Source organism: Colwellia aquaemaris (assembly GCF_057548755.1).
On sequence record NZ_BAAJLV010000005.1, the window covers coordinates 160766 to 183560 of the forward strand.

At 38.1% G+C, this 22795-nt stretch carries 21 protein-coding genes; 10 read left to right on the forward strand and 11 right to left on the reverse strand.

The window, feature by feature from the left end; all coding sequences use genetic code 11:
• Nucleotides 1-85 precede the first annotated feature (85 nt).
• From purB to AC27HL_RS14955, 5 genes are all read right to left on the reverse strand, one after another.
• Nucleotides 86-1456, reverse strand: coding sequence for an adenylosuccinate lyase (gene purB, locus AC27HL_RS14935; RefSeq protein WP_487081842.1), 1371 nt, complete (start codon nucleotides 1454-1456; stop codon nucleotides 86-88).
• Nucleotides 1457-1477: 21 nt separating this feature from the next.
• Nucleotides 1478-2101 carry a high frequency lysogenization protein HflD gene (gene hflD / locus AC27HL_RS14940; RefSeq protein WP_487081843.1) on the reverse strand — a complete coding sequence of 208 codons (624 nt, stop codon included), beginning with the start codon at nucleotides 2099-2101 and terminating at the stop codon, nucleotides 1478-1480.
• Nucleotides 2102-2112: 11 nt separating this feature from the next.
• Nucleotides 2113-3258: a tRNA 2-thiouridine(34) synthase MnmA gene (mnmA, locus tag AC27HL_RS14945; protein WP_487081844.1), complete on the reverse strand. Its 1146-nt coding sequence runs from the start codon at nucleotides 3256-3258 to the stop codon at nucleotides 2113-2115.
• A gap of 64 nt (nucleotides 3259-3322) precedes the next feature.
• On the reverse strand, nucleotides 3323-3820 hold the full coding sequence (locus tag AC27HL_RS14950; protein WP_487081845.1) for an NUDIX hydrolase: 498 nt from the start codon (nucleotides 3818-3820) through the stop codon (nucleotides 3323-3325).
• Nucleotides 3813-4430, reverse strand: a complete 618-nt coding sequence (locus tag AC27HL_RS14955) for a pseudouridine synthase (RefSeq protein WP_487081846.1) — start codon at nucleotides 4428-4430, stop codon at nucleotides 3813-3815. The genes AC27HL_RS14950 and AC27HL_RS14955 overlap by 8 nt, the downstream gene beginning before the upstream one ends.
• 174 nt (nucleotides 4431-4604) lie before the next feature.
• On the opposite strand from AC27HL_RS14955, the gene AC27HL_RS14960 reads away from it, so the two are divergent.
• Together AC27HL_RS14960 and icd are read left to right on the forward strand one after the other, a co-directional pair.
• A complete protein-coding gene (locus AC27HL_RS14960) occupies nucleotides 4605-6836 on the forward strand; it encodes an NADP-dependent isocitrate dehydrogenase (protein WP_487081847.1) in 2232 nt (743 codons plus the stop codon).
• Between the two features lie 270 nt (nucleotides 6837-7106).
• A complete protein-coding gene (gene icd, locus AC27HL_RS14965; protein ID WP_487081848.1) occupies nucleotides 7107-8357 on the forward strand; it encodes an NADP-dependent isocitrate dehydrogenase in 1251 nt (416 codons plus the stop codon).
• Nucleotides 8358-8442: 85 nt separating this feature from the next.
• On the opposite strand, the gene cspD is transcribed toward icd, so the two are convergent.
• Nucleotides 8443-8664, reverse strand: coding sequence for a cold shock domain-containing protein CspD (gene cspD, locus AC27HL_RS14970; protein WP_487081849.1), 222 nt, complete (start codon nucleotides 8662-8664; stop codon nucleotides 8443-8445).
• A 213-nt stretch (nucleotides 8665-8877) separates the two neighbouring features.
• Here cspD and clpS point away from each other — a divergent pair, with 213 nt between their 5' ends.
• Nucleotides 8878-9198 carry an ATP-dependent Clp protease adapter ClpS gene (gene clpS / locus AC27HL_RS14975; RefSeq protein WP_487081850.1) on the forward strand — a complete coding sequence of 107 codons (321 nt, stop codon included), beginning with the start codon at nucleotides 8878-8880 and terminating at the stop codon, nucleotides 9196-9198.
• A 28-nt stretch (nucleotides 9199-9226) separates the two neighbouring features.
• On the forward strand, nucleotides 9227-11479 hold the full coding sequence (gene clpA / locus AC27HL_RS14980; RefSeq protein WP_487081851.1) for an ATP-dependent Clp protease ATP-binding subunit ClpA: 2253 nt from the start codon (nucleotides 9227-9229) through the stop codon (nucleotides 11477-11479).
• A gap of 159 nt (nucleotides 11480-11638) precedes the next feature.
• Here clpA and infA read toward each other — a convergent pair whose 3' ends face one another.
• The gene (gene infA / locus AC27HL_RS14985; RefSeq protein WP_011043571.1) at nucleotides 11639-11857 is read right to left on the reverse strand and encodes a translation initiation factor IF-1; all 219 of its coding nucleotides are present in this window, start codon (nucleotides 11855-11857) and stop codon (nucleotides 11639-11641) included.
• Nucleotides 11858-11941: 84 nt separating this feature from the next.
• Entirely contained in the window at nucleotides 11942-12643 is a 702-nt protein-coding gene (locus AC27HL_RS14990; protein ID WP_487081852.1) for an arginyltransferase, read from the reverse strand.
• Nucleotides 12644-12895: 252 nt separating this feature from the next.
• Between AC27HL_RS14990 and AC27HL_RS14995 the strand changes: the two genes are divergently transcribed.
• The gene (locus AC27HL_RS14995; RefSeq protein WP_487081853.1) at nucleotides 12896-14017 is read left to right on the forward strand and encodes a GGDEF domain-containing protein; all 1122 of its coding nucleotides are present in this window, start codon (nucleotides 12896-12898) and stop codon (nucleotides 14015-14017) included.
• Here AC27HL_RS14995 and aat read toward each other — a convergent pair.
• From aat to ald, 3 genes are all read right to left on the reverse strand, one after another.
• Nucleotides 14014-14718 carry a leucyl/phenylalanyl-tRNA--protein transferase gene (gene aat / locus AC27HL_RS15000; protein ID WP_487081854.1) on the reverse strand — a complete coding sequence of 235 codons (705 nt, stop codon included), beginning with the start codon at nucleotides 14716-14718 and terminating at the stop codon, nucleotides 14014-14016. The two genes, AC27HL_RS14995 and aat, sit on opposite strands and share 4 nt — an antisense overlap.
• Before the next feature lie 3 nt (nucleotides 14719-14721).
• Nucleotides 14722-15681, reverse strand: coding sequence for a thioredoxin-disulfide reductase (gene trxB, locus AC27HL_RS15005; protein WP_487081855.1), 960 nt, complete (start codon nucleotides 15679-15681; stop codon nucleotides 14722-14724).
• A 261-nt stretch (nucleotides 15682-15942) separates the two neighbouring features.
• The gene (gene ald, locus AC27HL_RS15010) at nucleotides 15943-17064 is read right to left on the reverse strand and encodes an alanine dehydrogenase (protein WP_487081856.1); all 1122 of its coding nucleotides are present in this window, start codon (nucleotides 17062-17064) and stop codon (nucleotides 15943-15945) included.
• 124 nt (nucleotides 17065-17188) lie between these two features.
• Between ald and lrp the strand changes: the two genes are divergently transcribed.
• The 5 genes from lrp (at nucleotide 17189) to crcB (ending at nucleotide 22777) form a co-directional block, all read left to right on the forward strand.
• The gene (gene lrp / locus AC27HL_RS15015) at nucleotides 17189-17671 is read left to right on the forward strand and encodes a leucine-responsive transcriptional regulator Lrp (protein ID WP_487081857.1); all 483 of its coding nucleotides are present in this window, start codon (nucleotides 17189-17191) and stop codon (nucleotides 17669-17671) included.
• Between the two features lie 150 nt (nucleotides 17672-17821).
• On the forward strand, nucleotides 17822-20302 hold the full coding sequence (locus AC27HL_RS15020; protein WP_487081950.1) for a DNA translocase FtsK: 2481 nt from the start codon (nucleotides 17822-17824) through the stop codon (nucleotides 20300-20302).
• 13 nt (nucleotides 20303-20315) lie between these two features.
• Nucleotides 20316-21041: an outer membrane lipoprotein periplasmic chaperone LolA gene (lolA, locus tag AC27HL_RS15025; RefSeq protein WP_487081858.1), complete on the forward strand. Its 726-nt coding sequence runs from the start codon at nucleotides 20316-20318 to the stop codon at nucleotides 21039-21041.
• Nucleotides 21028-22383 carry a replication-associated recombination protein A gene (locus tag AC27HL_RS15030; protein ID WP_487081859.1) on the forward strand — a complete coding sequence of 452 codons (1356 nt, stop codon included), beginning with the start codon at nucleotides 21028-21030 and terminating at the stop codon, nucleotides 22381-22383. The genes lolA and AC27HL_RS15030 overlap by 14 nt, the downstream gene beginning before the upstream one ends.
• Entirely contained in the window at nucleotides 22376-22777 is a 402-nt protein-coding gene (gene crcB, locus AC27HL_RS15035; protein ID WP_487081860.1) for a fluoride efflux transporter CrcB, read from the forward strand. The genes AC27HL_RS15030 and crcB overlap by 8 nt, the downstream gene beginning before the upstream one ends.
• The last annotated feature ends 18 nt before the right edge of the window (nucleotides 22778-22795 follow it).

A 22795-nucleotide genomic window follows, 5' to 3' on the forward strand; every position in this document is an offset into this window, starting at 1 on the left:
GTTTTGAAAAATCTGATGGTAATGCTAAATAAAAAAGGGAGCCATTACGGATCCCTTTTATAACTAACATATAGTTATGTTTTAATTAATCAAGTTCTTTGATAAATGAAACAGCACGCCCGATGTAAGATGCTGGTGTCATTTCACAAAGTTGTGCTTTTGCCGCTTCTGGTAATGCTAAGGTCATGATGAATTCACGCATTGAATCACCATCGACACGCTTACCGCGGGTTAATTCTTTTAATTTTTCGTATGGCTTTTCAATACCGTAACGACGCATAACTGTCTGAATTGGCTCAGCTAATACTTCCCAGTTAGCATCAAGTTCAGCAAGTAAGTTTTCTTCGTTTACTTGAAGCTTACTAATTCCTTTGCGTGTTGCTTGGTAGGCAATTAACGTGTGTGCAAAACCTACCCCTAAATTACGTAAAACGGTGGAATCGGTAAGGTCACGCTGCCAACGAGAAATAGGCAGTTTTTGCGCTAAGTGGGTAAATAATGCGTTGGCAATACCTAAGTTACCTTCAGAGTTTTCAAAATCAATTGGGTTAACTTTATGTGGCATAGTTGATGAGCCAATTTCACCAGCAATAGTTTTTTGCTTGAAGTGGCCAAGGGCAATGTAACCCCATACATCACGATCGAAATCAATTAAAATAGTGTTAAAACGAGCGATAGCATCAAAAAGCTCAGCGATGTAATCATGTGGTTCTATTTGCGTAGTAAAAGCGTTCCAACTTAAACCCAATGAATTAACAAACTCATTGGCAAAGTTGTGCCAATCAACTTCTGGGTAAGCTGACAAGTGAGCGTTGTAGTTACCAACAGCACCGTTAATTTTACCTAACATTTCAACTTGAGCTATTTGTTCACGTTGACGTTTCAAACGTACGTAAACATTGGCCATTTCTTTACCTAAGGTACTAGGAGACGCCGGTTGGCCGTGAGTACGACACATCATAGGAATGCTTTGATATTCTATTGCCAATGCTTTTAAGTCTGCAAGAATATCGTCGATCATAGGTAAAAGCACCTCATCACGACAATCAGATAACATTAAACCGTGTGAAAGGTTATTAATATCTTCTGAAGTACAGGCGAAATGAATAAACTCAGTAACTGCATTAAGCTCAGTATTATCAGCAATTTTTTCTTTTAAGAAATATTCAACGGCTTTTACATCATGATTAGTCGTCGCTTCAATGTCTTTGATTTTCTGTGCGTCAGCTTCTGAAAAATTTGCCACTATTGCGTCTAATAAGTCATTGGCAGTTGCTGAAAATGCAGGAACTTCATTTATTTCGTTAGTTGCAGCTAGTTTTTGTAACCAACGTACTTCAACGGTAACACGGTATTTAATTAAGCCGAACTCACTAAAAATAGGGCGTAATGCTTTAACTTTACTGCCATAACGACCGTCAACCGGTGATATTGCACTTAATGCTGAAAGTTCCATAGTATATTCCTGAAGTTATTATTAAATCTGTTTAAGTAATTGTTCGGCGCAAGCAACCAATTTGCTGCGTCCAAATAAAATGTTTCTGCGCTTTCCGCCAACCTGACGCCACAAAACACTCGAGCGTATACCTGCAAGTAGCAATGCTCTTATTTTGTGTTGATTACTGGTTTGTTTCAGCCGTTCTGGCTCGCCAGCAACTTGAATTGGCGTGCCAAGAGGGCTTAATAAGTCACTATAAATACTGGCTAAACTGGCAATTAAAGTATCACTATCAATTTCATAATGTGCTAGTTGACGCTGACACTGCTCAATGCGCTCACCTAACAACGACAATTGATTGCGTTTATTGGCAAGGCGTCGTTCTAGGCCTAATAAACTAACCACGTAACGGGTTAGTTCAGGATCTTTTTGCTTAGTTTGATTGCCAAGTTGCTCGATTAATGCCGTTAAACCCATTTTCAGATGTGAAATATCATTGCCGTATACTTCTAAAGTATTTTCAGGAGAAGTAATTATGATGCTTTCTAGCATGACTTTAAGTTCATCTTCAATATTAGTACCACTGCGGGCAATTTTTTGCACCAATGCAGCTACTTGGCAAACGGCTGCCATGGTAATGGTTTGTTTTTCTAAATTATTCATGAAGGCATCAACTAACGAATCAAAGAATTGATAATGCCGCCGCCAAGGCAAACATCATCTTGATAAAAAACGACAGACTGGCCAGGTGTTACTGAACTTTGCGGCTCAGAAAAAATCACTAAATATTCGCCATTTGCCATAGGTGATAAATTACAAGCAACATCTTCTTGGCGGTATCGAGTTTTAACCGTGCAAGAAATAGGTGTTGTTAGTTCAACGCGATCGATTAAATGCAATTGATTGGCGATTAAACCTTTAGAAAATAGGCGAGGGTGGTTATGCCCTTGGCCTACAATTAGCACATTGCGCTTAAGATCTTTTTCAACTACGTACCAAGGCTCCTCACCTGCATTTGCTAAGCCGCCAATACGTAAGCCTTTGCGTTGACCTAGGGTGTGATACATTAAACCGTCATGCTCACCAATCGCCTCACCTTCAGCTGTTTCAATAACACCAGGTTGTGCCGGTAAATATTTAGCTAAAAAGTCTTTAAATTTACGCTCACCAATAAAACAAATGCCAGTGCTATCTTTCTTATTATGGGTTACAAGATCCGCTTTTTCGGCAATAGCACGCACTTGTGGTTTTTCAATATGGCCAACAGGGAATAATGTTCGGCCGACTTGTTGATGGCTTAAGGTATATAAGAAGTAACTTTGATCTTTATTATTGTCTAAGCCACGGACCATTTGCCATTTATTATCAGTAAAACGACGTTGAACGTAATGACCGGTAGCAATGTAATCTGCCCCCAAGTCTTCACAGGCAAATTCTAAAAAGGCTTTGAATTTTATTTCCTTATTACACATGATATCAGGGTTTGGCGTTCTTCCTGCTTTATATTCTGCTAGAAAGTACTCAAAGACATTGTCCCAGTATTCAGTCGCAAAATTAATGGTATGTAATTTTATGCCTAATTTGTCACAAACATTTTGTGCATCGGCTAAATCTTCAGCTGCTGCGCAATATTCGTCGTTGTCATCCTCTTCCCAGTTTTTCATAAACAAGCCTTCAACTTGATAGCCTTGTTCAAGTAATAAATATGCGGAAACTGATGAGTCAACACCGCCCGACATACCAACAATCACTTTAGTTTCTTGTGGCGATTTTTCGCTAGGCACTGTTGTATTTATATTTAAATCTTGGTTTGAGGTCATTACAACTACATTACAATGGAAAATGGCGCGAAATTATAGCACGGGCAATTATCTTGATGATAGATTAAAGATTAGATTTTACGTGACTTAATGGAATTTTTTTACCACTGAGGTAGTCTGCTATACATTCTAAAACCAATGGACTGCGTAATTGCGCAGATTTTTCTTTAATTTCATCATATGTTAGCCAATGACAAGCGATAATATCACTATCTTCAGGGTGTGTTGCTAATGTACTGTCAATTTCAATAACAAAGCAAAACCTTAAATAATATAAATCTATATTTTCACGATAATAGTAATAAATCCCGCAAAGGTAATCTGGTGCTAAACTTAAGCCTGTTTCTTCTTTTAGTTCACGTTTTAGTGCACTAATAAGACTTTCGTTACTTTCTATATGTCCAGCTGGTTGATTATAAACCGTTTTTCCATACTCTAATTCTTCAACAAGTAAAAATTTATCATGACAGCATACAACAGCGGCTACCGTTGTATTCGGTTTAAATTGCTCTTTTCCATGAATATTAATAGAAGGGTTATCTGTTTGAGAATAATTAGTCATAACTTAGTTTTCTAAATTCTCCGTTTTTAATGTCATCAATCGTCCATTTTCCAATGGAGTAGCGAATTAATCTTAAGGTGGGAAAACCAATATGGGCGGTCATGCGCCTAACTTGCCTATTTCGGCCTTCACTAATGGTAATTTTCAACCAAGTTGTTGGAATTGCCGCGCGTTCACGGATAGGTGGTGTTCTTGGCCAAATGTTTGGTTCGTTAATTATGCTTACTTTAGCGGGTTTGGTCATACCATCTTTAAGCTCAACACCGTGGCGCAGCGCGTCAATATCTTCTTGTGTTGGTGCTCCTTCCACTTGCGCCCAATAGGTTTTCTCAGTTTTTTGGCTTGGATTAGCCAATTTATGCTGTAGTTTACCGTCGTTGGTTAATAGCAATAAACCTTCGCTGTCACGATCAAGGCGGCCCGCGGCGTAAACATCTTGTACATTAATGAAGTCTTTTAAGGTTTTCCTGTTTTGATCATCAGTAAACTGACTTAAAACATCGAAAGGTTTGTTAAAAAGCACAATTTCAGTTTTAAAACCAACTGGTCGTACCTTTTGTTGTTTACGTCTGTTTTTGCGTGCAAACGCCTGATTTTGCTTAAATGTCACTAATATTTGCCTTGGTGAATTTATCTCGTTGCTAATTCATCTATTTTAATGCGCTTTGAATTCCGATACTATGCGCGCGCAAAATATTTTTTATCGATAAAATGAATATCAATTTGTTTAAATTGAATCGCTATTCATTTTATCGATTATTGGCAAATCAGCAAAGGATTTTAAATGACCACAGATACATCAAAAATTATTTATACTATTACCGATGAAGCGCCAGCTTTAGCAACGCATTCTTTTTTACCTATCGTTAAGGCATTTACTGCATCTTCTGCTATTGATGTTGAAACACGCGATATTTCATTGGCGGGCCGTATAATTGCTAACTTTCCAAAGTACTTGACCGAAGAACAAAAAATGTCAGATGCTTTGACTGAATTAGGTGAGTTAGCTAAAACACCAGCAGCTAATATTATTAAGTTGCCGAATATTTCAGCATCTATTCCACAATTACAAGCTGCGATAAAAGAATTACAGGCAAAAGGTTATAACTTACCAGATTATCCAGAAGAGCCACAAAACGAAGCTGAAGAGTCAATTAAATTAACTTACGCTAAAGTTTTAGGTTCAGCAGTAAATCCTGTTTTACGTGAAGGTAACTCTGATCGTCGTGCTCCTGGCTCAGTAAAGCAATATGCTCGTAATAACCCGCACTCAATGGGCGCATGGTCACCAACAACTAAATCTCATGTTGCGCATATGCAATCTGGCGATTTCTACGGCAGTGAAAAATCAGTCACTATCAATGGTGCTACTAACGTTAAAATTGAATACGTAGCTGAAAATGGTGAAGTAACATTATTAAAAGAGCATTTAGCGTTATTAGATCAAGAGATTATTGATGCTTCTGTTATGAGTAAAAATGCTTTAGTTGACTTTTTTACAACAGAAACTGAAAAAGCTAAATCAGAAGATGTACTGCTATCATTGCACTTAAAAGCAACCATGATGAAAGTATCTGACCCAATTATGTTTGGTCATGCGGTGAAAGTATTCTATAAAGATGTATTCGCTAAGCATGCTGCAACATTTGAACAATTAGGTGTTGATGCAAACAATGGTATTGGTGATGTTTATGCGAAAATTGAGCGTTTATCAGCTGAGAAAAAAGCTGAAATTGAAGCTGACATTCAAGCTGTTTACGCCGTTCGTCCTGAATTAGCTATGGTTGATTCAGATAAAGGCATTACCAACTTACACGTACCAAGTGATGTCATCATTGATGCTTCTATGCCTGCTGCATTGCGTGCGTCAGGTATGATGTGGGGACCAGATGGTAAGCAAAAAGAAACTAAATTTATGATCCCTGATCGTAACTACGCAGGTGTATTCTCTGCTGTTGTTGATTTTTGTCGTGAAAATGGTGCATTTAACCCAACGACAATGGGTACGGTACCAAATGTGGGCTTAATGGCGCAAAAAGCTGAAGAGTATGGTTCACATGATAAAACATTCACTATGGCTGGCGAAGGTACGGTTCGCGTTGTAAACGACAAAGGTGAAACATTAATTGAGCATGCTGTTGCTGAAGGCGACATTTGGAGAATGTGTCAAGCGAAAGACGCTCCAATTCAAGACTGGGTCAAATTAGCCGTAACCCGTGCAAAAGCTACTAATACACCAGCCGTTTTCTGGTTAGATGCTAATCGCGGCCACGATGCTGAAATGATCAAAAAGGTAAATACTTATCTTGGTGATCACGATACGACAGGCTTAGACATTCAAATCATGGCGCCAGTGAAAGCCTGTGAATATACTTTAGCACGTGTTGCAAAAGGTGAAGATACCATCTCTGTTACCGGTAATGTTTTACGTGATTACCTAACAGACTTATTCCCAATTCTAGAATTAGGAACTTCTGCGAAAATGCTTTCAATTGTGCCACTTATGAATGGTGGTGGTTTATTTGAAACAGGCGCTGGTGGCTCTGCACCTAAACATGTTCAACAATTTGAGAAAGAAAACCATTTACGTTGGGATTCATTAGGTGAGTTCTTAGCACTTGCAGCATCTCTTGAGCATTTAAGCGTTAATACGGGTAATGCGAAAGCACAAGTACTTGCTGATACACTTGATAGTGCAACAGCTAAATTCTTACAAGAGAATAAATCTCCTTCACGTCGTGTTGGAGAATTAGACAACCGCGGTTCACACTTCTATTTAGCCATGTTTTGGGCACAAGCACTAGCTGAGCAAACTACAGATGAAAGCTTAAAGTCTAGCTTTGTTGCTGTAGCTCAAGCACTAACCAAACAGGAAACTAAAATTGTTGAAGAATTAAATGCTGCACAAGGTCCGAGTATAGATATTGAAGGCTATTACTTTGCGAATGCTGAGCTAGCGTCAAAAGCAATGCGTCCAAGTGAAACATTAAATACAATTTTATCTAGCTTATTGTAAGCTGAATCATTGTTAGAAGAAGCTAGGCAAATGCCTAGCTTTTTTTTGCCTTTTATTTATATCTCTACTTCTGAATTTGCTAATAAACTGAATATATTTAAAAAATCTAGTGATAAATTTGCAAATAATTAAAACGCACGTTTTAATTATTCATAGTAATGATGTTCAATATCACTGTTTCAGTATTAGTGTCATTACTCTTTTTCATTTAGTTTAATGTTAAAGAAACTAGCAAACGGCTATTTTCATTAGTAATTTAGGAGAGTTCATATGTCGGGTCATGTAAATGTTCCTAGCGCAGGCGATAAAATTACCTCAGTAGATGGCATTTTAAATGTGCCAAACAACCCTATAATTCCTTTTATCGAAGGAGATGGTATAGGTGTAGACGTAACACCGCCAATGATGAAAGTGGTCGATGCAGCGGTAGCTAGAGCTTATAAAGGCGACAAGAAAATTCATTGGATGGAGGTTTATGCTGGTGAAAAAGCGACGCAAATGTATGACTCAGAAACATGGTTACCTGATGAAACGTTAGACATGTTTAAAGAATATAAGGTTGGCATAAAAGGGCCGCTAACAACGCCCGTTGGTGGTGGTATGCGTTCTTTGAACGTCGCTTTAAGACAAATTCTTGATCTTTATGTTTGCCAGCGCCCAGTACAATGGTTCACTGGTGTGCCAAGCCCAGTGAAGAAGCCAAGTGAAGTAGATATGGTTATCTTTCGTGAAAACTCAGAAGATATTTATGCCGGTATAGAATATCAAGCGGGCACTGAGCAAGCAGAGAAAATGATCCAGTTTCTTAGTGAAGAAATGGGGGTTACAAAAATTCGCTTTAAGGAAAACTGTGGAATTGGTATTAAGCCCGTGTCAAAAGAAGGTACGCAACGTTTAGTTAGACAAGCTATTCAATATGCAATTGACAATGATCGTGAATCGGTAACCTTAGTACACAAAGGTAATATCATGAAGTTTACAGAAGGTGCGTTTAAAGATTGGGGCTATGAACTAGCTCGTGAAGAGTTCGGCGCTGACTTACTTAATGGTGGGCCTTGGTGCACTTTGAAAAATCCTAAAACAGGTAAAGAAATTATAATTAAAGATGTTATTGCTGATGCCATGCTACAGCAAATATTATTACGCCCTGCAGAGTATAGTGTAATTGCGACATTAAATTTAAATGGTGATTATTTATCTGATGCGCTTGCAGCACAAGTCGGGGGTATAGGCATAGCGCCGGGCGCCAATTTAAATGATGACGTCGCTATTTTTGAGGCAACACATGGCACAGCACCTAAATATGCTGGGCAAAATAAAGTAAATCCCGGTTCGGTTATATTATCTGCAGAAATGATGCTGCGACATATGGGGTGGGTTGAAGCGGCAAATCTTTTACTTAAAGGTATGTCGGGGGCTATCAATGCTAAAACAGTTACTTATGATTTTGAACGATTAATGGACAACGCTACATTAGTGACATGTTCTGAATTTGGTGACTGTATTATCGAACATATGTAAATATACTCCTGCTTACTACAGCGATAAAAAAACACAGCATAAATGCTGTGTTTTTTTATTTTACGCCATCAATAAATAATTGAGTTTACTTTTCTGATTCTATTTCTGATGGGGTAATACTTGCTGCGTGGTGACCTTTAGGCCCTGCATTTAACTCGTAGTTTACGTCTTGACCCGCTTTCAACGTACGGTATCCTTCCATTTGAATTGTAGAGTAATGAGCAAAAATATCTTCACCACCATCCTCTGGACGAATAAAACCAAACCCTTTTGCATTATTAAACCACTTAACTGTACCGTGAGCCATACTTCAACATCCTTCTAAAATCATCGGTAATTAGGTATGCTTTCCTCAAAGCATTAAACTTGTATCAGAAGTGGACAAAAAACGCCCACTCAAGTAAATCGTAGATAATAAAAAAAAATAGTCAAGTGATAACTACTAGATATTAGTGATTTTGAGTGATTATTTTTTTTAATTCTTAAAGCAAAAATTTGACTGACAGACTAATATAGAATTATGAGTAGATGGAAAGAGTTAATAGATGATCAGGCAGTTCTTGATGATGAGATAATCGAAGAACATCAGAAACCGCCAATGTACAATGTTGTTTTATTAAATGATGACTATACCCCGATGGATTTTGTCATCGATGTATTGTGTAGATTTTTTAACTTAAACTCAGAGCAAGCAACTGACGTAATGTTGGCTGTACATTATAAGGGAAAGGGTCGCTGTGGCACGTATACGGCTGAAGTAGCTGAAACAAAAGTTGATCAAGTACTTAATTACGCAACAAGCAATGAACATCCGCTTAAATGTACCATGGAAAAAGCGTAATTACGCGAGATTTGAATTGGAGTAACCTATGCTAAATAAAGATTTAGAAGTATCGTTAAATATGGCTTTTCGTCAGGCTAAAGAGTCTCGCCATGAATTTATGACGGTTGAACATTTATTATTGGCGCTATTAGATAACCCTTCATCAATTGATGCTCTACACGCGTGTGGAGCAGATATGACAAAACTTAGAAAAGAGCTGTTAGCCTTTATCGCTGATACTACACCTGTGATCCCAACCGGTGAAGAAGAGCGCGAAACTCAGCCAACCCTTGGCTTCCAGCGGGTACTGCAACGAGCGGTTTTCCATGTTCAGTCATCAGGTAAAAGTGAAGTTAACGGTTCAAACGTACTTGTGGCTATATTTAGCGAGCAAGAGTCTCAAGCCGCGTATTTCTTAAAGAAATCAGATATCAGTCGCCTAGATATTGTTAATTATATTTCACATGGTATCGCTAAAATAGAACAAGGTGATTCAAGTACTGAAGAACAAGTACAAACAGGCGAAGAAGAGCCTAGAACTATCGAGAACTTTTCTACAAACCTAAATGAAGAAGCATTAAAGGGTAACATTGATCCTTTAATAGGGCGTGATAATGAACTTGAGCGTACCTTACAGGTATTAAGCCGCCGTAGAAAAAATAACCCATTGTATGTGGGGGAAGCAGGTGTTGGTAAAACGGCTATCGCTGAAGGCTTAGCTAATTTAGTGATATCAGATAAAGCACCTGAGTTTCTAGCTGATGCGACTATTTACTCGCTAGATATGGGGGCTTTACTTGCCGGCACTAAATATCGAGGTGACTTTGAAAAGCGTTTTAAAGCACTGTTAAAAGAACTTGAGCAAGATGGTAACGCAATATTATTTATTGATGAAATTCATACTATTATCGGTGCAGGTGCTGCTTCTGGCGGTATGATGGATGCATCAAATTTGTTAAAACCATTACTTTCATCAGGTAAATTACGTTGTTTAGGTTCAACGACCTACCAAGAGTACCAAAGCATATTTGAAAAAGATCGTGCCTTAGCTCGCCGGTTCCAAAAAATTGATGTTGTTGAACCCAGTGTTGATGATACCACGAAAATTTTACAAGGCTTAAAAGACAAGTATGAAGCCCATCATGGTATTCGTTACTCTAATAAAGCGCTTCGCGCAGCAGCACAATTATCCGATAAATATATTAATGAACGCTTTTTACCAGATAAAGCGATTGATGTCATCGATGAAGCAGGTGCTCGACAACAACTAGTAGCGGCGTCAAAACGCAAAAAAGTGATCAGTAACACTGATATAGAAAATATTGTCGCTAAAATGGCGAGGATCCCAGAAAAATCTGTTTCATCAACTGAAATTGATAGCTTAAAAACTTTAGACAGAAACTTAAAGTTAGTGGTATTCGGACAAGATCATGCAATTGATGAGCTATCGTCAGTTATTCGTTTATCTCGAGCTGGGTTGGGGAATGAGCATAAACCTGTAGGGTCGTTTATTTTTGCTGGACCAACAGGCGTCGGTAAAACTGAAGTTACACAACAATTGGCAAAAGTATTAGGTGTTGAGCTGTTACGTTATGACATGTCTGAATACATGGAAAAACATGCCGTAAGCAGATTAATTGGTGCTCCTCCTGGCTATGTTGGCTATGAGCAAGGTGGTTTATTGACGGATGCTGTTATTAAAAACCCACACGCGGTTGTTTTATTAGATGAAATAGAAAAAGCCCATGAAGATGTTTACAACATTTTATTGCAAGTGATGGATCACGGTACATTAACTGATAATAATGGCCGCAAAGCAGACTTTAGGAATATTGTACTCGTACTAACAACTAATGCGGGTGTTGCCCATACGACCAAACAATCTATTGGTTTTAAGCAGCAAGATAATAGCCTTGATGCCATGGAAGAAATTAACAAGGTATTTTCACCTGAATTTAGAAACCGCTTAGATAACATAGTTTGGTTTAATCATTTAAGTGACGAGGTTATTCAGCAGGTTGTAGATAAGTTTATTGTTGAACTGCAAGTGCAATTAGATGAAAAAGGGGTTTCTTTAGAGATCACCAAAGATGCTAAAAAATGGATGGCTACACATGGTTATGATAAAGCCATGGGCGCAAGGCCAATGTCGCGGTTAATTCAGGAGCAATTGAAAAAGCCTCTAGCAAATGAATTGTTATTTGGTGAATTAACACAAGGTGGTATTGCAAAAGTTGTTGTTAAAAAAGACAAACTTGCTATTAACTACGAGTCAAAAAAAGAGTTAGTAGAGCATTAGATTTTTAATTTAATATCTGCAAACAAAAAACCGAGCAATGCTCGGTTTTTTTGTCTTTAATAAAAAGCAAAATAAAAACTAAATTGCTCCTTAAACAACAGGCATAAAAAAACGCTTTAGTAATTAAACATAAAGCGTTTTTTAAAAATGAATTATTTTTTATCTAGCACGGAAGATAATACGGCCTTTAGATAAGTCGTACGGAGTTAATTCAACAGTAACTTTATCGCCAGTTAAAATACGGATGTAGTTTTTGCGCATTTTTCCAGAAATATGAGCGGTAACAACATGACCATTTTCTAATTCAACTCGGAACATAGTATTTGGCAAAGTATCTAAAACAGTACCTTGCATTTCAATATTTTCTTCTTTCGCCATTGGGCGCCAAACCTCTAAATTAGTGCGTAAATAAAAAGCTGCGCAGATAATGCCGAATTGCAACGCTAAAGTAAAGCTATAGTGTTATTTATTTACTGTTTTCCACTGATTTTCTACTAATATTTGATGAGGCTTGTAGCGGTTTTTATAATTCATTTTGCTACAGTCATCTATCTGATATCCCAAATAGAGAAACTCGCGTTCTAATTGCTGTGATATTTCAATTTGCTTTAAAATGGAGAGCACACCAATACCATATTTTCGATAGTCAGGGTGATAAAAGGTATAAACGGCTGATAACGCATTAGGTATGTCATCTGTCACGGCAACACTAATTAATTTATTGTCGTGCCAAATTTCGATAAAAATTTGTTCGGTAATATCATTATCTGTAAAACTTTTAAATTGCTCAGGAGTCGCTGGGTACATACTGCCATCGTAATGTATGTTGTTAATGTATTCTTCATACAATGAGTAGTAGTTAGGTTTTATTTCATAACTTAAATTTACGGTAAAATGTTGGCAACGTTTTAGTAAACGTTTTTGGCTTTTTGATGGTTTAAATAAAGCATTGATCACTCGAATTGACTGGCACGCTTGACACGATACACAATGAGGGCGATAAATATCATTGCCGCTACGTCGAAAGCCTTGCTGCATTAGCCAACTATAATGTTCACTGTCATGTAATAGTTGGTCAACCGCAACCAGTAAACGCTCTTGCTGGTTTGGTAAATAATTACAAGGAAAAGCTTTAGTAATTCCAAGTTTGTAATTTAAATTCATTTATTACCTTAAGTTTACCATTTCATTATTCAGTATAAATTTAACATTTATTTACATGAAAATTGTCACTATTTGTTATCATTATAGCAAATGACGATTGGTAATTTTTACGTGATTTTTGTGTAATCTAACAGTCAAGATATTGTTATTAATGTATAATTTTGCCAGGAATTGTTTTCTATACTAAAGTTTAATTATGTTAAAATTTATCGCCTCAATCCATCAGTTTAATTTAAACAAGGTATTTATTCATTGAAAGAATCTGCGGAATGGAAGGGATACGCCAATGAAATTCAACACACAGTAAATCGTTCTAGCATTCAATGGATGCTTATCTTAGTTGCCTTCTTTCAAGCTATCGTAACTTTATATCTTGTCCTTGATAATGCAGCTTTAAAACTAGGCACTGCAATTAGTTTTTCGCTTTCTATTGTCTGTCTTATATATTCTGCCCAGTATTTTTTAGAGAAGGCGATAAACCATAAGAAATTTTTTTTAGCGTCAATAATGCTATCTATTGCTTGGATTAATTTAGCTTTTATTATTTTTCATCAATGGGGAGAAATTGAATCTGCATCAGATTTAATTGTTATTGGCTTTATTTGTACCATACTTGGATTTTACTCTCACTTTAGCCTTTTACTTATTTCTTCATCTGTACTCACTACGACGTATTTAGCATTGCAAATGCAAGTTTTAGCTATTTCAGCGTTAGACTTGGTTATAACTGTTATCAAGTTTCCTGTATTACTTGTGCTATTTATGCGCACTATTCGTAAACTGTTACTAAAAGGGCAGTATCATGTCGTTAAAAATGAAATGCTAAAACGACAGTTACAACGTCTTAATATAATTGATGATTTAACCCAGATACAAAACCGAAAAGGTTTTAGAATGGCTATGGCTTCTGCATTAGCGAGTGCACACCGCTTTAAATTGGGCTTTTCTTTACTTATTTTAGATGTCGATTTTTTTAAACAGTTTAATGATAGCCTTGGTCATCCGGAAGGAGACAGATGCCTAACTAAAATAGCACAAATATTGACTGATACTTTTCAAAGAGAAACCGACACTGTAACTCGTTTAGGCGGCGAAGAGTTTGCTATTCTAATTCCTGATGTTGATTGGCAAAGCACCAATAATATTTGTCAGCGAATTCAAAGAAATATTGAAAGGGCAGCTATTGTTCATCCTAATTCTGAGGTTTCTAACCAGTTAACCGTTAGTATTGGTGGCGCAATTTATAAAACCGGAGATGACGAGAAATCTATTTATTCTCGTGCAGACAAAGCGCTTTATGAAGCTAAAGCTAAAGGACGCAATTGCAGTGTCGTTTTCGCCAATGAAATACAGGCAGTATCAGCAATAGATTAGGTTAATTGCCGAGCTTGCCAAAAATCACTTGGTATAGTTAGTTGTTTGGCATGTTGTTGTCGCTGAATAAAATGCTCTCGCGTTACTTCAATACAGCCCATAGATGCTAGAAAAGGGTTTTGCATTTGACAATCTATAAAACTCGCCCCAATAAGTTTTAGCAGCTCAGCAAGGTAGACGAGGGCTATTTTCGATGCGTTACTTTCACTGTAAAACATTGATTCACCTGAAAAGTAACCATTAATCGCAACACCATATAGGCCGCCAACGAGTTTATCTTCAAGCCAAACTTCAATAGAATGTGCGTATCCTAAGCGATGTAACTCCTGATATGCAGTTAACATCGGCTGTACTATCCATGTTTCCTCCTTACGAAAAGGAGCATCTGCACAGTGCTCTATCACCTGTTGAAAGTCTTTATTGACAGAGACTTGATAAGGTAGTTTTTTGATAAACTTTCTCAAGGTCTTATTAACCTTTAGCTGATCAATATTGATAATAGCTCGGGGATCAGGGCTCCACCACATTACGGGCTCGCCGTCACTAAACCACGGAAATATTCCGTTGTGATAGGCTTGGATTACTCTGTTTGGGGTAAGATCATCACCAAATGCTAGTAGACCATTTGGCTCTGTTAAGGCACTTGATAATTTAGGGAAAGCAGAGCTATCCACAGATAACCATGGAAGAGCTCTGCTCATTGCCTAGTGGCTGCCTTTAGCGTCAAGATAACGTTCAGCATCCAACGCTGCCATACAACCAGCGCCTGCAGACGTAATTGCTTGACGATAGATATGATCAGCAACATCACCAGCGGCATAAATGCCTTCAATACTTGTTTGTGTTGCATTTCCGTTAGTGCCACTTTGAATAGTTAAATAACCATCTTTCATATCTAGCTGGCCTTTAAATATATCAGTGTTTGGCTTGTGTCCTATAGCGATAAACACTCCCATAACATCAAACTCTTTGGTGTTATCTGATTGCGTATCTTTTAAACGTACGCCTGTAACACCCATATTGTCACCTAGCACTTCGTCTAAGGTACTGTTTAAATGCAAGACAATATTGCCATTTTCGACTTTGTCCATTAAACGCTTAGTTAATATTTTTTCAGAGCGGAAAGTATCACGACGATGAATTAAATGAACTTCTGACGCGATATTTGATAAATAAAGCGCTTCTTCAACAGCGGTGTTACCACCACCAACTACGGCAACTTTTTGGTTACGGTAAAAGAATCCATCACAAGTTGCACATGCTGATACACCTTTGCCCATAAAGGCTTCTTCAGAAGGTAAACCAAGATATTGTGCTGATGCGCCAGTACAAATAATAAGTGCGTCACATGTATAAGAGCCTGAATCACCTTTTAACTTGTATGGTTTTTCACTAAAGTCAACTTCATTGATGTGATCAAAGATAATTTCAGTATCAAATTTTTCGGCATGTTTTTGCATGCGTTCCATTAGTGCTGGCCCTGTTAGGTCATCAGCGTCACCAGGCCAGTTTTCAACTTCTGTTGTGGTGGTTAATTGGCCACCTTGTTGCATGCCTGTGATCATCACAGGTTTTAAATTTGCTCTTGCTGCATATACAGCGGCTGTGTAACCGGCAGGGCCAGAACCTAAAATGAGTAACGGGCAATGTCTTGCTTCGCTCATGAACTACTCCAAAAGAAAATATATTGATGTTTTAATGGTTGGGATTCTAAGGGAATATCTCAAGAGAGCAACAAAGAAATAATTATAAATAATTACCAATTTCGCCAAACTGCAAGCTTAATGTTACGAATTGTTGTACTGTAAAGCGAAAAGAACAGCCAAGCGTGTGTTGTATATGCTGCTATTAGACACAGTAAATAGCAGTAATAAATAAAAAAGCCGTTATTAAAAATAACGGCTTTAGATAACTTATCGAGCTAATTAAAGTGTCGCGATTGCATCTTCTGCTGCTACATAATCATAGCCAAGAACATCAGCAACAGGTTTGTAGGTAATTTTTCCACCCAAAACGTTTAAACCAGCCATTAAATGTTTATCATCTAGCATAGCTTGTTTGGCACCTTTATTAGCTAAGGTAACAGCAAATGGCATAGTGGCATTAGTGAGCGCCATTGTTGATGTACGAGCTACACCACCTGGCATATTAGCAACACAATAATGTACTACGTCATCAACAACGTACGTTGGCTCTTGGTGGGTTGTCGCTTTTGAAGTTTCGAAACAACCACCTTGGTCAATTGCAACGTCAACTACTACTGCGCCTTTTTTCATCATCTTGATATGTTGAGCAGTAACTAGTTTAGGAGCCGCAGCGCCTGGAATTAATACCGCACCAACGACTAAATCAGCTTCAACAATTAGTTGGTCCATTGCGTCTGCGGTCGAGTAAACCGTTTTTAAGCGGCCATCAAACTCTGTGTCAAGTTGACGAAGACGAGGTAATGAGCGATCTAAAATAGTAACATCAGCGCCCATTCCGACCGCCATACGAGCGGCTTGTGTACCAACTACACCACCACCAACAATTAGTACTTTAGCTGGGGCAACACCTGGTACGCCACCAAGTAATGCACCTAAACCGCCTTGGGCTTTTTCTAATGCGTGTGCGCCGGCTTGAATTGACATACGACCAGCAACTTCTGACATTGGTGCCAGTAATGGTAAGCCACCACCGTTTTGCGTAACTGTTTCATAAGCGATACATGTAGCGCCTGATGCAACAAGTAATTCTGTTTGTTGTGGATCTGGTGCCAAATGTAGGTAAGTGAATAATACTTGCCCTGGGCGAAGCATTTTACATTCATTTGGCTGTGGTTCTTTCACTTTTATAATCATGTCAGCAGTTGCGAAAATTTCTGCTGCAGAATCGATAATTTTTGCACCGGCTGTAATGTATTGTTCATTATCAAAACCGATTGCTGCACCACCATTATTTTCAACGATAACGTCATGGCCATTTACAATTAATTCTTTAACGCCTGCTGGAGTTAAGCCAATGCGGTATTCGTGGTTTTTTATTTCTTTTGGTACACCAATAATCATAGTTCTATCTCTCCTCAAAAATATGAAACTAGTATAGTGAGTTTTTTACGGATTAACCTGTCGTTATTTTTATTTTATTAGGATATAATTCTGTAAATAGTGACTAAACTAGTGAATAATATAAATGTCGTCTTCATCTGTAAAAAAACTTGATCGAATTGATAAAAACATTTTAGTTGAACTACAAAAAAATGGTCGATTATCGAACATAGAATTATCAAAGCGAGTTGGATTAAGTGCAACTCCTTGTTTAGAAAGAGTAAAAAGGTTAGAAACAGACGGTTATATATTAGGCTACCAAGCGCGTTTGAATCCACACAAGCTTGAAGCGGCATTATTGGTTATTGTTGAGATTACCTTAACTAAAACTAGCCCCGATGTTTTTGACGACTTCTCTAAGGCAGTACATGAGCTTGACGTTATTCAAGAGTGTCATTTAGTCTCTGGTGATTTTGACTTCTTATTGAAAACACGTGTTGCTGATATGGCTGCGTATCGTGAATTACTCGGAGATACGTTATTAAGGCTGCCAGCAGTGAGTGAAAGTCGAACCTATGTGGTAATGGAAGAAGTGAAATCCTCTAACGCGCTACCAATTAAACGTTAATAACATTTAATTTTTAACTAATGTTTGGTATTTTACCTTTACTATCATGATAACTTTTTCAAGAGTGTTTATTTGTCTTCTCCAACTCCCAAGTTAAATGGCGTTCAGCGTCTTCTCGAAGCAGGGCTGTTAGTGTCTTGTGTTTTTGCTATGTTTATTATGCTAGCGTTATTTAGTTTTGACCCCGCCGATCCTGGTTGGTCGCAAACAGGTTATCAAACCCCAGTTAGAAACATGGGCGGTGCAATCGGCGCTTATTTCTCTGATTTATTATTAAATTTATTTGGGCTCGTTGCATATAGCCTGCCATTTGTAATAGCAATTACTGGCTGGTTATTATTTCAAAAGTATCACCGATTAATCCAATTAGACTACCTGACACTTGGCTTAAAATTTATCGGCTTTATTTTGTTTTATATTGGCATCACCTCAATTGCCAGTATGAATTTTGATGATGTTTTCTATTTTTCTGCCGGTGGAATTCTTGGCGATGTGCTGAGTAATTCCTTGCTACCTTATTTGTCATTTGTGGGTAGTACTTTATTGTTTGTAACTTTTTGTGGCTCCGGCTTTGTCTTATTGACTGGTATTTCATTGCTTAAAATTATTGATCGTATCGGTGAATATACCATTCTTGCATTGGAGTACCTTATTGCACTACCAGCCTTGCTTAAGCATCACTTGGGTACTGGCGGCGACAAACTTGTCAATGGCGAACAATCTCAATCAATAACTAATCAAAAACCACAGGCAGATATTGCCGGATTGGCAAATAACCTTGACGAAAAAATGTCTATTGAAGATAAGGTTACTGAGCATTACATTCCATTTGATGAAGAGCCTGAAGAAGTGAAAGAAGCTTTAGCGGCACTTAGTGAAGAGGAACATGAAAGTTTATTTGCTAAAAGTGAAGATGACAGTGCTTATAACAGCCGTGAACAAGAGCCATTTGTTGATATTGATGAATTAATGGGTGAGCCACTAGCTATTAATGTACAAGAACATGTGAGTGATGATGAAATAGCTGCGGCATTTGAACCAGTTGAAAAAATTGTTGTTAATGAGCCAACAACTCTACATGATAAAATTTATCAGCAATTAGAAAATGATAAGCCAGCAGAGCCAAATTATGCTGATATGCCGTCACTTGATTTACTTGATCGTGCTGATAAAGTTAAAAATCCTATTGACCAAGAACAGCTAGATAAAGTTTCACGTTTAGTTGAAGCAAAGTTAATTGAATTTGGTATTAAGGCCGATGTGGTTGATGTGTTCCCAGGCCCTGTTATCACTCGCTTTGAATTAAATTTAGCACCAGGTGTAAAGGTTAGTAAAATAACTAATCTTTCAAAAGATTTAGCGCGTTCATTGTCGGCAAAAAGCGTTCGAGTTGTTGAGGTTATTGAAGGTAAGTCAGTTATTGGCATAGAATTACCAAATAAGCACAGAGAAACGGTATTTTTCTCAGAAGTTATTTCTAATGAGAAATTTGCGCAATCAAAGTCTCATTTGGCTATGGCTATTGGTAGCGATATATCAGGTGATCCCGTGATTGCTGATTTAGCTAAAATGCCACATTTGCTAGTAGCTGGTACCACAGGTTCGGGTAAATCTGTTGCGGTTAATACCATGATCGTCAGTATTTTATATAAGTCTTCACCAGAAGATGTTCGTATGATCATGATTGACCCTAAGCAAGTTGAACTCTCGGTTTACGATGGCATTCCACACTTACTTTCAGAAGTTGTAACCGATATGAAAGAAGCAGCTAATGCCTTGCGTTGGTGTGTTGGCGAAATGGAACGCCGTTATCAGTTAATGTCTAAATTAGGTGTGCGAAACCTTAAAGGTTATAACGAGAAAGTAACGCAAGCCATTGCTGATGGCGAGCCTATGATTGACCCATTATGGCAGCCAAGTGACGCTTTTACACAAACACCACCAACATTGGAAAAATTACCGGCAATAGTGATTATTGTTGATGAATTTGCCGATATGATGATGATTGTTGGTAAAAAAGTTGAGGAGCTTATTGCACGTATTGCTCAAAAAGCCCGCGCCGCTGGTATTCATTTAGTACTAGCAACTCAGCGACCTTCTGCTGATGTTATTACCGGCTTAATTAAAGCTAATATTCCAACCCGAATGGCATTACGTGTTCAGTCACGTATTGAATCACGTATTATTCTTGACCAACAAGGTGCAGAACAATTATTAGGCATGGGGGATATGTTTTACTTGCCTCCTGGTGAAGCAGTGCCAATTCGTGTTCATGGTGCGTTTGTTGATGATCATGAAGTTCATGCGGTTGTTAGCGACTGGAAGTCACGCGCAGAGCCAAATTATATCGAGGAGATATTATCTGGCGATACCGAACAAGAAATTTTATTACCAGGTGAACAACCAGAAGGGGGCAGTGAAGAAGAGCTAGATGCACTTTATGATGAAGCCTTAGCTTTTATTACTGAATCACGCAGGGTATCAATCTCCAGTATTCAACGTAAATTTAGAATTGGTTACAATCGCTCAGCGCGCATTGTTGAACAAATGGAATTACAAGGTGTCGTAAGTAGACCGGGTAATAATGGTGCTCGAGAAGTTTTAGCGCCACCGCCAATTAAGGAAAACTAAGGTGCAAAAAAGAATGAATTTGATAAAAAATGGTGTTGTTGTTGCAACATTATTTAATGCCGTATTATCAACACCAAGCCTAGCTACTGAAAATTCAGTTGCGAGTAATGTTGAAGCAAAAAATGCAATGACGACAATTGAAAGTGCAAATGCAAAGCTAGATGCTGTGCAAAATAATAGTTCAGATAGCAAAACGGCATTAATGGCTAAACTGGCAAAAATAGACTTTTTTAGTGCCAAATTTAGCCAAAAAATATTTGATGAAAATGGTACCGAATTACAACAAGGTAGTGGCCAATTGTCAGTCAGTAAACCTAATTTGGTGAACTGGGAAACTAAGTTACCTGATGAGTCTATAATTGTTTCTGACGGCAGCAACTTATGGTTCTATGACCCATTTGTAGAACAAGTTAGTGTTTATACCTTAGAAAACGCAATTGCCAATACCCCGATTTTATTGATCACCAATAACGACCCAAAACTATGGCAAGATTATAATGTTAGCCAATTGGCTGATAATCGCTATTTGATACAAGCAAAGAATGAAAACTCTCGTGTTAAGTCTTTAGAATTAGCGTTCGAAACTGGCAATAACTCAGAGAAACTTATTGCCTTTAATATTCTTGATGCCACAGGGCAGTTAAGTATTATCTCATTATCAGAGCATAACCATAAACCTAATGCTGATTTGTTTAGTTTTTCCGTGCCCGAAGGTGTTTACTTAGATGACCAACGTTAATGGCTCGCTAGATTTAGCATTTGCCGAAAACGACACCTTTAAACCTTTGGCCGCGAAAATGCGGCCAAAATCACTAGAGGAATATGAGGGGCAAGAGCATATTCTTGGCGAAGGTATGCCGCTACCAACGGCAATTAAGCAAGGTAAAGTACATTCCATCATTTTCTGGGGCCCACCAGGCACAGGTAAAACAACTATTGCTGAAATCATTGCTAATCATGCCAATGCTGATATTGAACGTGTTTCTGCTGTTACCTCAGGCATTAAAGAAATTCGTCAAGCCATTGAAAATGCCAAAAGTAGAGCCATTCACCAGCAACGCCGCACAGTATTGTTTGTTGATGAAGTACATCGTTTTAACAAAAGCCAACAAGATGCTTTTCTTCCTCATATAGAAGACGGCACCATTATTTTCATTGGCGCAACAACCGAAAACCCGGCCTTTGAACTTAACCAAGCGATTTTGTCGCGAGCGCGGGTTTACACTTTAAAAAAACTCAGTGAAGACAACCTAAGTAATGTTTTAGCAAGGGCACTCAATTATCAAAAAGAAAGTAATCAAGTTGACGTTGATATTTCTGCTGAAACTAAAAAACAATTAATCGCACTCGCTAATGGTGACGCTAGGCGTTTATTAAACTTGCTGGAAAATTGTTTAGAAATTTCTCCTGTCAACGACAACAAGCAAACGTTAACCAAAGAGCAGTTAATTCAAGTCGCCGGTAACAAAATAGCGCTATATGATAAAGGTGGTGATGCCTTTTACGATCTGATCAGCGCTTTTCATAAATCTGTTCGCGGCTCAAACCCTGACGCTGCCTTGTATTGGTATGCAAGAATACTAACTGGTGGTGGCGATGCTTTGTACGTTGCACGTCGGTTATTAGCGATTGCCAGTGAAGATATCGGTAATGCTGACCCAAGAGCGATGCAATTAGCCATTAATGCTTGGGATACTTTTCAACGCGTTGGCCCTGCTGAAGGGGAACGAGCTATAGCTCAAGCTACAGTTTATATGGCGCTGGCGCCAAAAAGTAATGCCGTATATAGCGCATTTAGCCAAGCAAAGGCTCTAGCTAAAGCCACCAGTGATTTAGATGTACCAATACATTTGAAAAATTCTACCAGTGCAATTACCAAAGAGCTTGGTCATGGTAGCGAGTATCGCTACGCGCATGATGAAGTTGGGGCTTTTGCCGCCGGTGAAAACTATTTTCCTGAAGATATTGCTAATACCGTATTGTATCAGCCAACAGACCGTGGTTTAGAAAAACAATTACGTGAGAAGTTAAATTATTTGAATCAGTTAGACCAACAAAGTAGTAAACGTCGTTATGACTAATCCCGTCAGTAACTTTACCTTGTACTTATTAATTGCCATAGGTGGTGCCAGTGGTGCAAGTTTACGATTTTATTTTTCACAATTAATTTTAAATTGGCTCGGAAAAGGTTTCCCTTTTGCGACGTTGGCGGTTAATATTTCCGGCTCCCTGATCATGGGGGCACTTTATGGGTTAATTGAACAAGGTATCATTGAAGTTGGCGTATATCGAACGCTAATTGGTATTGGCTTTTTAGGCGCATTTACCACTTTTTCAACTTTCTCATTAGACACCTTGTTGTTAATTCAGCAAGGTGATGTAATAAAAGCGTCAGTAAATGTTTTACTAAATGTCAGCTTATGTATATTCGCAGCGGCATTAGGAATGTTTATTGTATCTATTTTTAATAAGTAAATAACAAAGAAAACACGT